The organism is Arthrobacter sp. TJ-238, assembly GCF_058269215.1.
The window spans coordinates 88011-101259 of record NZ_JBZCNH010000004.1 but is presented as its reverse complement, the minus strand read 5'-3'; the positions used below and the strand labels follow the sequence as shown (position 1 = coordinate 101259).

Sequence of the window (13249 nt, the reverse complement as noted above, 5' to 3'; positions counted from 1 at the left end):
ACTTATCTCTGCCGTAAAGTATATCCATGGTGGAGATAATGTGAAACGGTTTAAACTGAAGGGAAAGGAGGCGAGGACCCATGGCCGCGAGGGAAGAACTCATGGCACTGCTGCGGCAGTTCACGGTCGAGACCGACCGCTATGTCGACGTCGCGAGCGAGCGGGACAGCCTCTACCGCACCGACCTCCATGCCCTGAGCATCATGATGGGCGCCGCTCGCGCCGGACTCACGGTGACCCCCGGATTCCTGCGGGAGGAACTCAACCTGAGCTCGCCGGCCACCACTGCCCTGGTGGACCGCCTCGATTCGGCGGGCCACGTGACCCGACGGCGCAGCGAGGTCGATCGTCGGCAGGTGCACCTCGAGATGACGGAGAAGGCACGCTCCACGGGGGCGATGCTGTTCGCTCCCCTCGCCCGCCACATCGACGCCGTCTTCGACAGGTATTCCGAGGAGCAGCTGGAACTCCTGCGCGACATGCTCCAGGACGTCACCGACGCCACGGTCGCCGCGCGTGACGTGGCGCTGGACGGCGGCTGAAATGCTGACCGATGGGCCTCCCGCCGGTTAGCCTTCGGAGCATGAACGACGAGGTCTACTCCCACGGACACCACCCGAGCGTCACGGCGGCGCATGCAGCGCGGACCGTCGCGTCGTCGGCCGCCTACCTCGAGCCCTTCCTCGAAGCCGGCCTGGACGTGCTGGACGTCGGCTGCGGCCCCGGCAGCATCACGGCAGGCTTCGCCGATCTGGTGGCACCGGGCTCGGTGACGGGCATCGACAGCTCGGCGGACGTCGTCGCGCAGGCCGCGGAGGCGCACGCCGACCTCGCGAACGTCGAGTTCCGCGAGGGCAACGTGTACGACCTCGACGCCGCCGACGAATCGTTCGACCTGGTCCACGCACACCAGCTCCTGCAGCACCTGGCCGACCCCGTGGCGGCCCTCCGCGAGATGCGCCGCGTCGTCCGGCCGGGCGGGATCGTGGCGGCCCGCGAGGCCGACTTCGGTGCGATGACCTGGTTCCCGGCGGTCGACGAACTCGACGAGTGGCGGGAGCTCTACCGCACGCTGGCACGGGGCAACGGCGGGGAGCCCGACGCCGGACGCCGCCTTCCCGGGTGGGCGGCGGCGGCAGGTTTCGCGGCTATCGAGGTGTCGTCGACGAACTGGGTGTATGCCACTGCCGAGGACCGGCGCCTCCTCGCCGAGTCCTGGGCCGAGCGCGTGCTGCACTCGGCGTTCGCCGGGCAGACCCTCGAGCGCGGTCTCGCCGATCAGCGCACCCTCGACCGGCTGGCCGAGGGGTGGCGCAGATGGTCGCGGCTGGACGACGGCGTGTTCCTGATGCCGAGCGTGGAGATCCTTGCGCGGGACTGAAGCGCGGTGCACGCGGTGGGGCCCCTCCCATCGTCGATCTGCATCGGCTGGAACGGTGATCCCGGACGAGGTCCGGCCGATCCAGGACGGGCACCGCAGCTAGGCTGGCGTGATGTACCGCATCGTCACCGTCTGCACAGGGAACATCTGCCGCTCCCCCATGGCCGAACTCATGCTGACCCACGCGTTCGGCCGGGCAGGCCTGGGGGACGACGTCGTCGTCGACTCCGCGGGCACCACGGACTGGGAGGCAGGCAGGCCGATCGACGAGCGTGCTGCGGCGAAGCTGACCGAGCTCGGCATCGAGAGCCACCTGCACCGGGCCCGGATGTTCGAGCCGGGCTGGTACCGCGAACGCGACCTCATCCTCGCCCTCGATCTGGACCACTACCGTGAGCTGCGCCGGGACGCGCCCGACGACGATGCTCGCGACAGGATCCACCTCCTGCGCGAGTTCGACCCGTCGACCACGGACACGGAGCTCGAGCACCTCGGCATCTACGACCCCTGGTACGGCGATGCGAGCGACTTCGAGGCCACCTGGAAGATGGTCGACGGCGCGGTGGACGGCGTCGTGCGGTTCGTGCGCCACGAGCTCGACGCCGACCGTTCGGACGACTGACGCGCGGCGCATACCATGAACGGGTGAATCCCTCCCTCTGGCTGGCGCTGCTGGGCGCCCAGACGCTCATCAGCTTCATGCCCGGCGCGGGCGCGGTGAACACGATGAGCAACGCGCTGGCCGTCGGGTTCCGCCGCTCCATCTGGGGCATCCTGGGCCAGCAGACGGCCCTGCTGGTGCACATCGGGATAGCCGGCGCGGGCGTGGGCCTCCTCGTCGCGAACTCGCCGCTCGCCTTCAACCTCATCCGGTACATCGGTGCCGCCTACCTCGTGTACCTCGGGGTGCGGAGGTTCCTCGCGAGACCCGACAACAGCGAGGTCCGTGCCCTGCAGGGCAGCGAGGCATCCCTTTCGATGTTCCGCCGCGGCGTGTGGGTGAACCTGCTCAACCCCAAGGCCATCGTGTTCTTCCTCGCGCTCATCCCCCAGTTCATCCGGCCGGATGAGCCGTTGCTGCACCAGTACGGCGTGCTGACCGCGACCGTGATCGTCATCGACCTGCTCGTCATGTGGTTCTTCTACGCGGGCACCGCCCGGTCGTTCCGGCGCTTCACCGAGGACGAGCGCGGCCAGCGAGTCCTCAACCGCACCTTCGGGTCCCTGTTCGTCGGCGTCGGCGCCCTGCTCGCCCTGGCCTGAGCCGTGCCCGACACCCCCTGCACTCCGGGCAGCGCCGCCACCCCCCTGCTCATCGCGATCGACGGCCGGTCCGGTGCCGGCAAGACGACCCTCGCCGTGGAACTCGCCGCCCTCCTGCGCGAGCACCACACCGTCGGCCTCTTCCACCTCGAGGACATCTACCCCGGCTGGGACGGGCTCGACGCCGGGATCACCCGCTACGTCGAGCATGTCCTCACCCCCCTGCGGGCGGGACGGACGGCACGCTGGAACGCCTGGGACTGGGTGCGGGGAGAGGACGGCGCGGAGCGCAGGACGCCGGCGGCGGAGATCGTGCTCCTCGAGGGCGTGGGTGCGGCAGCGGCGGCGGCGCGCGACCGGCTCGACGCCGTCATCTGGGTGGAGGCCGACGCGGAGGTCCGGCAGCGCACGGCGATCGAGCGCGACGGTGACGCCTACGCCCCGTACTGGCAGCGCTGGGCCCATCAGGAGGACCGCTGGCTCGCGGCAGACGACCCCGGCGCCGCCGCGGACGTCGTCGTACAGGGCCACCAGGGGCCGCCGTCGCCGCAGGCCGTGCGCCTCGCGCTCACCGGGCTGCCCTCCTGCACCGTCCTGCTGGCGCCCGAGCGCGCGAGCCGGCGCGGACTGATGCTGGACGCCGAGCGCCTCGAGGCGGTCCCGGACGCTGCGGCGCTGTTCTCGACGCTCTACGGCGACGCACCTGCGGCTGCCTGGCTGGACAGCTCCGACGCCGTGGTGCACCCCCCGACCGGGGCGCCGCCCGGGGTGCCGACAGGGCCCCCGACCGGCGAGCGCAACCGCTTCAGCATCATGGCCGACGCCGGCGGGGCCTTCGGGCAACTGGCCCTGCACCGCGGCGGCGTCACGGACATCATGGCCGGCCCCGTGACCACCCGGATCCGCGAGCCCTTCTTCCGCTGGCTCGACGACGTCTGGGGGCGGCGTGCCGTGCGCGCGCCGGACGGTCTCGCCTGCGACTTCGGGCTCGGCTGGCTGGGCTACCTCGGCTACGAACTGAAGCGCGAGACGGGCGGCGCGGACATCCGGCCAGGGGCTGACCTGCCCGACGCCGCGCTCCTCTTCGCCGGCCGCGCCGTCGTCCTCGACCACACCGACGGCGCCGTCTTCCTCCTGACCCTCTCCGACGGGCGGCCCGACGCCGACCGGGACACCTGGCTGACGCGGGCGCGGGCGGCCGTGACGGCGACCGATCCCCTGCCGGCGCCGCCACGGCTCCCGGTGCCGCGGTTCGGGGCACGGGACACGCACACCGCGTACCTCGCGAAGATCCGGCAGGCGCAGGCCGAGATCACCGAGGGCAACACCTACGAGGTGTGCCTGACGACGTCGCTCGTGGCGCACCTGGAGGCCGGGGAGGCCCTCGACCCGCTGGACGCCTATCTCCGGCTGCGCGCCGAGAACCCCGCACCGTTCGCCCATTTCCTGCGCTTCCCGGGCTTCGCCGTCGCGAGCACCTCGCCCGAGCGTTTCCTGCGGCTCACCACGGACGGGCACATGCGGGCGGAACCGATCAAGGGGACGCGGGGGCGCTCGGCCGACCCCGGCGCCGACGCCGCACTGCTCGAGGACCTCAGGACGTCGGCGAAGGACCGTGCGGAGAACATCATGATCGTGGACCTCCTGCGCAACGACCTCTCCCACCACGCGGTGCCGGGCTCGGTCACGGTCAGCCGGCTGTGCGCCATCGAGACGTACGCCACCGTGCACCAGATGGTCAGCACCATCGATGCCCGGCTGCGCCCCGGGAGCGCGCGGGCCGGCGTCGTCGCGTCGGCGTTCCCCGCCGGATCGATGACCGGGGCACCGAAGATCAGCACCATGGCCATCCTCGACCGGCTCGAGCAGGCGCCGCGTGGTCCCTACTCCGGCGCTGCCGGCTACTTCAGTCTCACGGGGGCCACCGACCTCGCCGTGATCATCCGCACCCTCGTGCTGCAGGAGGCCGGGGGTGCGGAGGACGAGGGCGCCACCCGCCTGATGCTCGGGGTGGGCGGGGCGATCACGGCCGATTCCGACCCCGAGGAGGAATGGGCCGAGGTGCGCACGAAGGCGCACGGCGTCCTCTCGGCCCTGAGTGCTGCGTTCCCCGGGCCCGCAGGTCCGAGCCGGTAGCCTTGCCCGAGGTGCCCGGCCCCGACAGGGCCTCGGGCCCGGAGAGGAGCGCCCCATGACGGGCATCACGGTGATCGGTGCCGGCCTGGCCGGGGCCTCGGCCGCGTGGCGGCTCGCGCAGGCCGGGCACGACGTCGTCGTCCTGGAGCAGGACACCCCGGCCCACCGCCGGGGCAGTTCGCACGGCTCGGCGCGCATCTTCCGCTACGCCTATGCCGAGCGGCTCTACGTGGACCTGGTCCGGGAGTCGGCCCGCGGGTGGGCCGAGCTGGAGGCCGCCGGGACCGCCCTCCTCACGCGGACCGGCGCCCTCGACCACGGCGAGGGCCACGACCCCGTGGGCTTCGCCCGGGTTCTCGCGTCGGCGGGTGTGGAGCATGAGCTGCTCGGCGCCGCCGAGGCGTCCGCGCGCTGGGACCTGGAGTTCACGACGCCCGTGCTGTGGCACCCGGGCGCAGGAGTGCTCGACGCCGAGGCCGCCGTCGTCGCCATGCTCGACCAGGCACGCGCCCACGGGGCCTCGCTGCAGCAGGGGTGGCGCGTGACCGGGGTGCGGCGGCACGGGCGCGGGTACCGCGTGCACGCCGAGGACGGACGGTGGGTCGACGCCGAGCAGGTGGTCGTCGCGGCAGGCGGCTGGCTCCCCGAGCTGCTCGCCGACCTGGGCCTGCCGGAGGCGTTCGTCGCCGCGCTGCCTCCGCTGGAGGTGCGGCAGGAGCAGGCCTACCACTTCCCGTACGCGGGGGACGGGCACGGCTGGCCCACGTTCATCCACAGGACGGAGGACATGGTCGTCTACGGTCTGCCCGGCGGCAGGGACGCCGGCTGGTCGGGCCAGAAAGTGGCGGAGTACAACGGCGGCCGGCGTATCCGCTCGGCGGGGGCGCAGGACGGCGTGGTCCACGACGAGAACCGGCGGCGCGTGGTCGCCTACGTGGAGCGCCACCTGCCGGGCCTCGTGCCGGAACCGTACGCGGAGACCACGTGCCTGTTCACGAACACCCCCACGGAGGACTTCGTGATCGACCGGGCGGAGGGCGTCACGGTGCTGTCCGCCTGCTCGGGCCACGGCGCGAAGTTCGCGCCCCTGCTCGGCGAGCTGGCCACGGCGCTCGTGGAGGGGCGCGATACGGTCCCGGCGCTGTTCAGGCCCGGCAGGACGTCCTCCGAGCGCGACCGCCCCTGACGTCCGGCGTCAGCCGAGCGGCCCTCTCCAGATCTCCTCCTGGACGAGCTGGGCGAAGGACCGCAGGTCGCGGACGTCGTTCTCCGTGAAGTCCCGCGGCTTGTCGTCCATCACGCACAGCGAGCCGATGCGCCACCCGTCGACGGAGGTCAGCGGGTGCCCCGCGTACAGGCGGACCCTCGGGCCGGCCTTGACGAGGGGGTGGTCCCGGTAGGAGGGATGCAGGAGCGCGTCAGGGATCACGAGGGTGCGGTCGGCGGCGACCGTCACCGCACAGAGGGAGAGCTCGAGCGGCAGGTCCTGGCCGATGGGCCCGGCCAGGGACTTGATCACCTGCCGGCCCTCCGCGATGAGGGCGATCGAGGACGAACTCACGTCGAACCATTCCCGGGTCCGCGCGGTCAGGCGGTCGAACCGGGCCTCGGCGCCGGAGTCGAGGAGGCCCGACCGGTAAAGGGCCTGCAGCCGCCGGAACTCCGGATCCTCCTTCAGGTCGGCCGATCCACCCGCCGGACCGCTCCCGGGCCCACTGCCGGCCTGGGCGTCGGGCCGGAGCGCCCGGCGGTCGAATCCGTACCCGTCGGGATCGGTGACGAGCGGCCGCAGGTAGTCCTCGAAGCCGGAGGAGGTCGCCGCCCGGTCGGTGCTGTAATGCGCACCGTCCGCCATGGACCCGGTGGTGTCGATGATCTCGTTGATGGCATGGGCGATCAGGTCCCGGTCGCGGCGCGGTAGCCGGGTGAGCCCGCGGAGGTACCCCTCCACGTCGAACCCGTCGTGGGTGCCGCCCAGCGCCGTGTAACCCCTCGCTACCTGCTCGAGCGCTATGCCGGCCGCCCGCGTGGCCTCGAGGGCTGTCCATTGCTGGAGAAACGCATCGGTCACTTCCGGTCCTCTTCCGTTCGTGGGCGAGCTCACGACGAGGAGCCGTCAGCCGCCCCACGGCTGGGATTCATCGTAGGCCCCCGGGGGCACGGTGCACGGGATCGACGGCGGCACCCGCGGGGGCTGGACAGGGCGACGAAAGCGCGCATGCCCGCGTCGGGCCCGGCCGGACGGCGGCCGGCCGCAACCTGCCACCCACTTCGATCACCGACGGCGGGGGCGCTGGCGCGAACGACGACGGTGGGACAGGATGACGCCCATGAGCGAGGAGACCGGAAGGTGGAGCAGGGCGAGCATCTATCCCGACATGTGGGTGGACCCGGAGGACGATCCGCGCAACAGTGACGGGGTCAGCCCCGACGGCGAGGCGGCGACGCTGCGGGACTACCTGACGGACTACCGGCTGACGCTCCTGATGAAGTGCGAGGGCCTGGACGCCGGACAGCTGGCCCGCAGGTCCGTGGGCGAGGACGGGATCGCCATCCGCGAACTGCTCGTGCACCGGGTCGAGGAGTACGCGAGGCACTGCGGGCACGCCGACCTGCTGCGCGAATGCATCGACGGCCGCGTGGGCCAGTGAGACCGCCATCCGAGGCGAGGGTCGGACCATGAGCACCCTCCGACCGGTCACCCTGCGCGGCGCCCGCGTGCTCCTGGAACCCCTCGCTCCCGAACACCACGACGGGCTGGTCGCGGCCGCCGCCGACGGCGAGCTGTGGAAGCTCTGGTACACCTCGGTCCCGACGCCCGAGGGCATGCGGCGCGAGATCGACCGGCGCCTCGCGCTGCAGGGCGCGGGCTCGATGCTGCCCTTCACCACTAGGCTCCCCGCGGACGACGGCCGGCCCGGCCGGATCATCGGCATGACGACCTACATGAACATCGACCAGGACACTCCACGGGTGGAGATCGGCTCCACCTGGAACGCCGCCTCCGTACAGCGCACCGGCACCAACACCGAGTCCAAGTACCTCCTGCTCCGCCACGCGTTCGAGATGTTCGGGTGCCCCGCGGTGGAGTTCCGCACGCACTGGGTCAACCACCAGTCCCGCGAGGCGATCGTCCGGCTCGGCGCGAAGCAGGACGGCGTGCTCAGGAGCCATACGCGGGCCAGGAACGGCGAGCTGCGCGACACCGTGGTCTATTCGATCCTCGCCCACGAATGGCCCATGGTGCGCGATCACCTCCTGCACAGGATGTCCCTCCACCCCTGACCGGCGACCTGCCGGGGCACTGCCCGCCCGCCCCGCCACCGGGCTTTTGTCAACCGGATTCTGGCGGTACCGCGCCCCCTCGGGACGGCGCAGGATGAAGGCGTCAGACTGCGGCAGCCACAGTGGGCCGCGGACCGGTTCGACTGGAAGAAGACTCTATGGCGGACATTGGTGGAATGGCTGACAAGGCCAAGGATTATGCACAGGACAATCCCGAGAAGGTGGACTCGGCCAAGGACAAGGCCAAGGGCGCCCTCGACGGCAAGGACAGCGATCAGAAGTAACTGATCCCCTACCGGGAGGCCGGACCGCGACCACGCGGTCCGGCCTCCCGTCTGTCACGGCGGCCGGCAGGGCGCCTGCGCCCGTGGCCGGGCCGGCTCCGACGCGTCGTAGATCGCTACCGGATTGTGGCCCCGAGCCCTTGACCCGCCATTTGTTACCGTTCACAATTGCCGCAGGGCTCCCCGCCCCTGCAGCAACGACGGTGCAGTTACCCCCTTGCTGCGGTCCCGATTCCCAGGAGGCAGCAGTGTTCAGGAAATCCTTGGTGGCGGCCCTTGCCGCCACAACCCTCGCCCTCACGGCCTGCGGCGGCGGATCCGACTCCGGTAGCAGTGGCGGCAGTGGCGGCGGCGACGACACGATCACCATGGGCTTCGCCCAGGTCGGTGCGGAGAGCGGCTGGCGCACCGCCAACACCAAGTCCGTCCAGGACTCCGCGGAGGCGGCGGGCGTGGACCTGAAGTTCTCCGACGCGCAGCAGAAGCAGGAGAACCAGATCAAGGCCATCCGGTCCTACATCCAGCAGCAGGTGGACGTCATCGCCTTCTCCCCCGTGGTCGAGTCGGGCTGGGACACCGTGCTGAAGGAGGCCAAGGACGCGGAGATCCCCGTGATCCTCACCGACCGGGCCGTCGATTCCACCGACACCTCGCTGTACAGGACCTTCCTCGGCTCGGACTTCGTGGAGGAGGGCAAGAAGGCCGGCGAGTGGCTGGTCGAGGACTCGGCGTCCACCGAAGGTCCGGTGAACATCGTGGAACTGCAGGGGACCACCGGAGCCGCCCCCGCCATCGACCGGAAGGAAGGCTTCGAGGCCGCCATCGCCGCCGATCCGGACCTCACGATCGTCGAATCGCAGACCGGTGACTTCACCCGCAGCGGCGGCAAGCAGGTGATGGAGGCGTTCCTGAAGAACACCCCGGACATCGACGTGGTCTACGCCCACAACGACGACATGGGGCTCGGTGCCATCGAGGCCATCGAGGCCGCGGGCAAGGTGCCGGGCAAGGACATCAAGATCATCACGGTCGACGCCGTGAAGGACGGCATGACGGCACTCGCGGACGGCAAGATCAACTTCATCGTCGAGTGCAACCCGCTCCTCGGCGAGCAGTTGATGGACCTGGCGGCCAAGGTGGTCGCGGGTGAGGAGGTCCCGGCCCGCGTGGTCACCGAGGAGACCACCTTCACGCCGGAGCAGGCCAAGGAAGTCCTCGCGAGCCGCGAGTACTAGGAACCGGACCCGGCCGTCCCTGCGGGGACGGCCGGGTCACCAGGAGGCGGGATGCGGCGGGAGGACCCGCCGCATCCGCCCTACAGGAGGGCAGAGCCGTATGAGCGAGACCGTCCCCGTGGTGGACATGCAGGGCATCTCCATCGCCTTCCCGGGCGTGAAGGCGCTCGACGGCGTCGACTTCCGGCTGTTCCCGGGGGAGGTCCACGCCCTCCTCGGCGAGAACGGCGCCGGGAAGTCCACGCTCATCAAGGCGCTCACCGGCGTCTACGCGCTCGACGGCGGGACCATCACCGTCCTGGGGGCACAGCAGAGCTTCGGCACCCCGGCGGAGGCGCAGGCGGCCGGGATCAGCACGGTGTACCAGGAGGTGAACCTGTGCCCGAACCTCTCGGTCGAGGAGAACATCCTGCTGGGCCGCGAACCGCGCCGGCGCGGCGGCATCCACTGGCGGAACGTCCGCCGGAGGGCGCAGGAGGTCCTCGGGCAACTGCAGCTGGGCCACATCGATCCCCGCTCCATCCTGTCCTCGCACTCCATCGCCATCCAGCAGCTCGTCGCGATCGCGCGGGCCATGCAGGTGGACGCCCGGGTCCTCATCCTCGACGAACCCACCTCCAGCCTCGACGCGGACGAGGTCCAGCAGCTGTTCACCGTCATCCGGACGCTGCGGGACCGGGGCGTCGCGATCCTGTTCGTCTCCCACTTCCTCGAGCAGGTCTACGAGGTCTCCGACCGCATGACCGTTCTCCGCAACGGCCGGCTCGTGGGTGAGTACCCGACCCGCGACCTGCCGCGCATGGGCCTGATCTCCAAGATGATCGGCAAGGAACTGGACGCCCTGACCGAACTCGAGGAGGCCGAGAGCCGGCGCCACCCGGACCGCACGCAACAGGTGCCGTTCCTGCAGGCGGACGGCCTGGGCAGGAAGGGCTCGGTGCGGGACGTCACGGTCACCGTCCACACAGGGGAGATCCTCGGCCTCGCCGGGCTGCTCGGGTCGGGCCGCACCGAGACGGCGAGGCTGCTCTTCGGCGCCGATCGCGCGGACCAGGGACAGCTGACCATCAGCGGCACGTCCCGGACGCTGCGCACGCCGCGATCCGCCATCGACCGCGGCATCGCCTTCTCCTCGGAGAACCGGAAGGAGGAGGGACTGATCGGGGACCTGTCGGTCCGCGACAACCTGATCCTCGCCATGCAGGCCGGCAAGGGCTGGTGGCGACGCGTACCGCGCGCCACCCAGGACGAGCTGGCCGAGCGGTTCATCAGGGCCCTCGACATCCGCCCGTCCAACAAAGAGTCGCTCATCCGGGACCTCAGCGGCGGCAACCAGCAGAAGGTGCTGCTCGCCCGCTGGCTCATCACCGACCCGAAGCTGCTCATCCTCGACGAGCCGACCCGGGGCATCGACATCGGCGCCAAGACGCAGATCCAGAAGCTCATCAGCAATCTCGCAGCCGACGGCATGTCCGTCATCTTCATCTCGGCCGAACTCGAGGAAGTGCTGCGCCTCAGCGACCACATCGCCATCCTCAAGGACCGGCAGATGGTGGCGGACATCCCCAACGACGGAGTCACCATGGAAGACGTCATGACGGTCATCGCGGGAACGAATCCATGAGCGCGCTGCTGAAGCACCGCCTCACCTGGCCCGTCCTCGCGCTGGTCCTGCTGCTCCTGCTCAACCAGCTCTTCCGCGCGGACTTCCTCTCGGTCCGCGTCCAGGACGGCCACCTGTACGGGAGCCTGATCGACATCCTGCGCAACGGGGCCCCGACCATCCTCATCGCGCTCGGCATGACACTGGTGATCGCCTCCCGCGGCATCGACCTCTCCGTGGGAGCGATCGCAGCCATCGCCGGCGCCGTCTCCTGCATGTACATCTACAGCTCCCCCGATCCCACCTCCCTGCAGACCGCCGCCACCGGGGTGGCGATCGCCGTCGTCGCCGGGCTCCTCCTCGGGGCGTGGAACGGATTCCTGGTCTCGGTCATCGGGATCCAGCCCATCATCGCGACGCTCGTCCTCATGACCGCCGGCCGGGGGCTCGCCCAGCTGGTCACCGACGGGCAGATCATCTCCGTCTCCAACGACTCCTACCGGGCGATCGGCGCCGGCTTCTTCCTGGGCCTGCCCATCTCGATCCTCATCGCGGCGGCCGCCTTCGGCGCCGCCGGCCTGCTCACGCGCCGGACGGCCCTCGGCACGCTCATCGAGGCCGTGGGCATCAACCCCGTGGCCAGCCGGCTCGCCGGGCTCGATGCCCGCACCATCACCTGGACCGTCTACATCTTCAGCGGACTGTGCGCGGCGGTCGCGGGCCTCATGATCAGCTCGAACGTCACCGCCGCGGACTCCAACAACGCCGGCCTCTACATCGAGATGGACGCGATCCTCGCCGTCGTCATCGGCGGCACGTCGCTGGCCGGTGGCCGCTACAGCCTGGTGGGGACGCTCGTCGGGGCGCTCATCATCCAGACCCTGACCACCACCGTCTACACGCTGGGCATCCCGCCCGAGGCGACCCTGGTGTTCAAGGCGCTCGTGGTGATCGCCGTCTGCCTCCTGCAGTCCCCCCGGGCCCGCACCCTCTTCGGGCGACGCAGGCCCCTTGTCCCCGCGCAGCCGCGGGTGGAGGTGGCCGCCTGATGTCCGTCCTCACCCGCACCTCCGCCCCGCTCGACCGCTCCCGGATCAGCCGCCTCCAGGGCAAGGCACGGTACGCCCCCACACTGGCGACCGTGGGCCTGTTCGTCGCGATGTTCGCCGTCGGCGCCGCCATGTACCCCGGGTTCCTGTCCGGGCAGGTCTTCCTGAACCTCCTGATCGACAACACCTTCCTGATCGTGCTCGCCGTCGGCATGACGTTCGTGATCCTCACCGGGGGCATCGACCTGTCGGTCGGGTCCGTCGTCGCGCTGTCCATGATGATCGCCGCGGCCCTCCTGCAGGCCGGCTGGAACCCGGTCGCGGTGATCCTCCTCGTGCTCCTGACGGGGGCGAGTTTCGGCCTCGCGATGGGCCTGGTCATCCAGGTCTTCGAGATCCAGCCGTTCATCGTGACCCTCGCCGGGCTGTTCCTGGCCCGCGGCCTCTGCTACGTCATCAGCGTCGACTCCATCACCGTGACCGACCCGTTCTTCACGTCGATGGCCCAGGCGAGGATCCCGCTGGCGGGGAAGCTGTTCGTCTCTCCCGGCGTCGTGATCGCCCTGCTCGTCGTCGCCGTCGCGTTCTACGTGCTGCACCAGACGCGCTTCGGCCGCACCGTGTACGCGATCGGCGGCGGGGAGTCCTCCGCGGTGCTCATGGGCCTCGCCGTCCCGCGCACCAAGGTGCTCGTGTACGGGATCAGCGGCGTGTGCTCCGCGATCGCCGGGATCCTGTTCTCCTTCTACAGCCTCTCCGGGTACAGCCTGGCCGCCACGGGGCTGGAGCTCGACGCGATCGCCGCGGTGGTGGTCGGCGGCACGCTGCTGACCGGCGGGTACGGGTACGTGCTCGGCTCCCTCGCGGGGGTGTTCGTCCTCGGCATCGTCCAGACGTTCATCTCCTACGAGGGCACGCTGAGCTCCTGGTGGACGCGCATCGTGATCGGCGCCCTGCTCCTCGCCTTCATCCTGCTGCAGAAGCTGTTCACCCGGAAGGTCGGAATCACCTGA

The 13249-nt window shown here is 70.7% G+C and carries 13 protein-coding genes; 12 read left to right on the top strand and 1 reads right to left on the bottom strand.

The genetic code is table 11. The features are described 5' to 3' along the window. The first annotated feature begins 80 nt into the window (after positions 1 to 80). The 6 genes from AC4D2O_RS09365 (at position 81) to AC4D2O_RS09340 (ending at position 5966) form a co-directional block, all read left to right on the top strand. Positions 81 to 542, top strand: a complete 462-nt coding sequence (locus tag AC4D2O_RS09365; RefSeq protein WP_490906651.1) for a MarR family winged helix-turn-helix transcriptional regulator — start codon at positions 81 to 83, stop codon at positions 540 to 542. Positions 543 to 583: 41 nt separating this feature from the next. Next, on the top strand, positions 584 to 1381 hold the full coding sequence (locus AC4D2O_RS09360; protein WP_490906650.1) for a class I SAM-dependent methyltransferase: 798 nt from the start codon (positions 584 to 586) through the stop codon (positions 1379 to 1381). Positions 1382 to 1493: 112 nt separating this feature from the next. Then, complete coding sequence (locus tag AC4D2O_RS09355; RefSeq protein ID WP_490906649.1) at positions 1494 to 2003, top strand: low molecular weight protein-tyrosine-phosphatase; 510 nt, start codon at positions 1494 to 1496, stop codon at positions 2001 to 2003. 23 nt (positions 2004 to 2026) lie between these two features. Next, on the top strand, positions 2027 to 2644 hold the full coding sequence (locus AC4D2O_RS09350) for a LysE family transporter (RefSeq protein WP_490906647.1): 618 nt from the start codon (positions 2027 to 2029) through the stop codon (positions 2642 to 2644). A gap of 3 nt (positions 2645 to 2647) precedes the next feature. Then, complete coding sequence (gene pabB / locus AC4D2O_RS09345; RefSeq protein ID WP_490906646.1) at positions 2648 to 4780, top strand: aminodeoxychorismate synthase component I; 2133 nt, start codon at positions 2648 to 2650, stop codon at positions 4778 to 4780. A 55-nt stretch (positions 4781 to 4835) separates the two neighbouring features. Beyond that, positions 4836 to 5966, top strand: coding sequence for an FAD-dependent oxidoreductase (locus AC4D2O_RS09340; protein WP_490906645.1), 1131 nt, complete (start codon positions 4836 to 4838; stop codon positions 5964 to 5966). Between the two features lie 9 nt (positions 5967 to 5975). Here the strand turns inward: AC4D2O_RS09340 and AC4D2O_RS09335 are convergent, their stop codons facing one another. Beyond that, positions 5976 to 6851, bottom strand: a complete 876-nt coding sequence (locus tag AC4D2O_RS09335; RefSeq protein WP_490906644.1) for a GAF domain-containing protein — start codon at positions 6849 to 6851, stop codon at positions 5976 to 5978. 259 nt (positions 6852 to 7110) lie between these two features. On the opposite strand from AC4D2O_RS09335, the gene AC4D2O_RS09330 reads away from it, so the two are divergent. From AC4D2O_RS09330 to yjfF, 6 genes are all read left to right on the top strand, one after another. Continuing rightward, a complete protein-coding gene (locus AC4D2O_RS09330) occupies positions 7111 to 7431 on the top strand; it encodes a mycothiol transferase (RefSeq protein ID WP_490906643.1) in 321 nt (106 codons plus the stop codon). 28 nt (positions 7432 to 7459) lie between these two features. Beyond that, on the top strand, positions 7460 to 8065 hold the full coding sequence (locus AC4D2O_RS09325; protein WP_490906641.1) for a GNAT family N-acetyltransferase: 606 nt from the start codon (positions 7460 to 7462) through the stop codon (positions 8063 to 8065). 532 nt (positions 8066 to 8597) lie between these two features. Continuing rightward, on the top strand, positions 8598 to 9584 hold the full coding sequence (locus AC4D2O_RS09320) for an ABC transporter substrate-binding protein (RefSeq protein ID WP_490906639.1): 987 nt from the start codon (positions 8598 to 8600) through the stop codon (positions 9582 to 9584). A gap of 100 nt (positions 9585 to 9684) precedes the next feature. Beyond that, positions 9685 to 11208 (top strand): sugar ABC transporter ATP-binding protein, encoded by a 1524-nt coding sequence (locus AC4D2O_RS09315; protein WP_490906636.1) that lies wholly within the window; start codon positions 9685 to 9687, stop codon positions 11206 to 11208. Further along, positions 11205 to 12236 (top strand): ABC transporter permease, encoded by a 1032-nt coding sequence (locus tag AC4D2O_RS09310; protein ID WP_490906635.1) that lies wholly within the window; start codon positions 11205 to 11207, stop codon positions 12234 to 12236. The genes AC4D2O_RS09315 and AC4D2O_RS09310 overlap by 4 nt, the downstream gene beginning before the upstream one ends. Continuing rightward, complete coding sequence (gene yjfF / locus AC4D2O_RS09305; protein ID WP_490906634.1) at positions 12236 to 13249, top strand: galactofuranose ABC transporter, permease protein YjfF; 1014 nt, start codon at positions 12236 to 12238, stop codon at positions 13247 to 13249. Before AC4D2O_RS09310 ends, yjfF begins: the two co-directional genes overlap by 1 nt.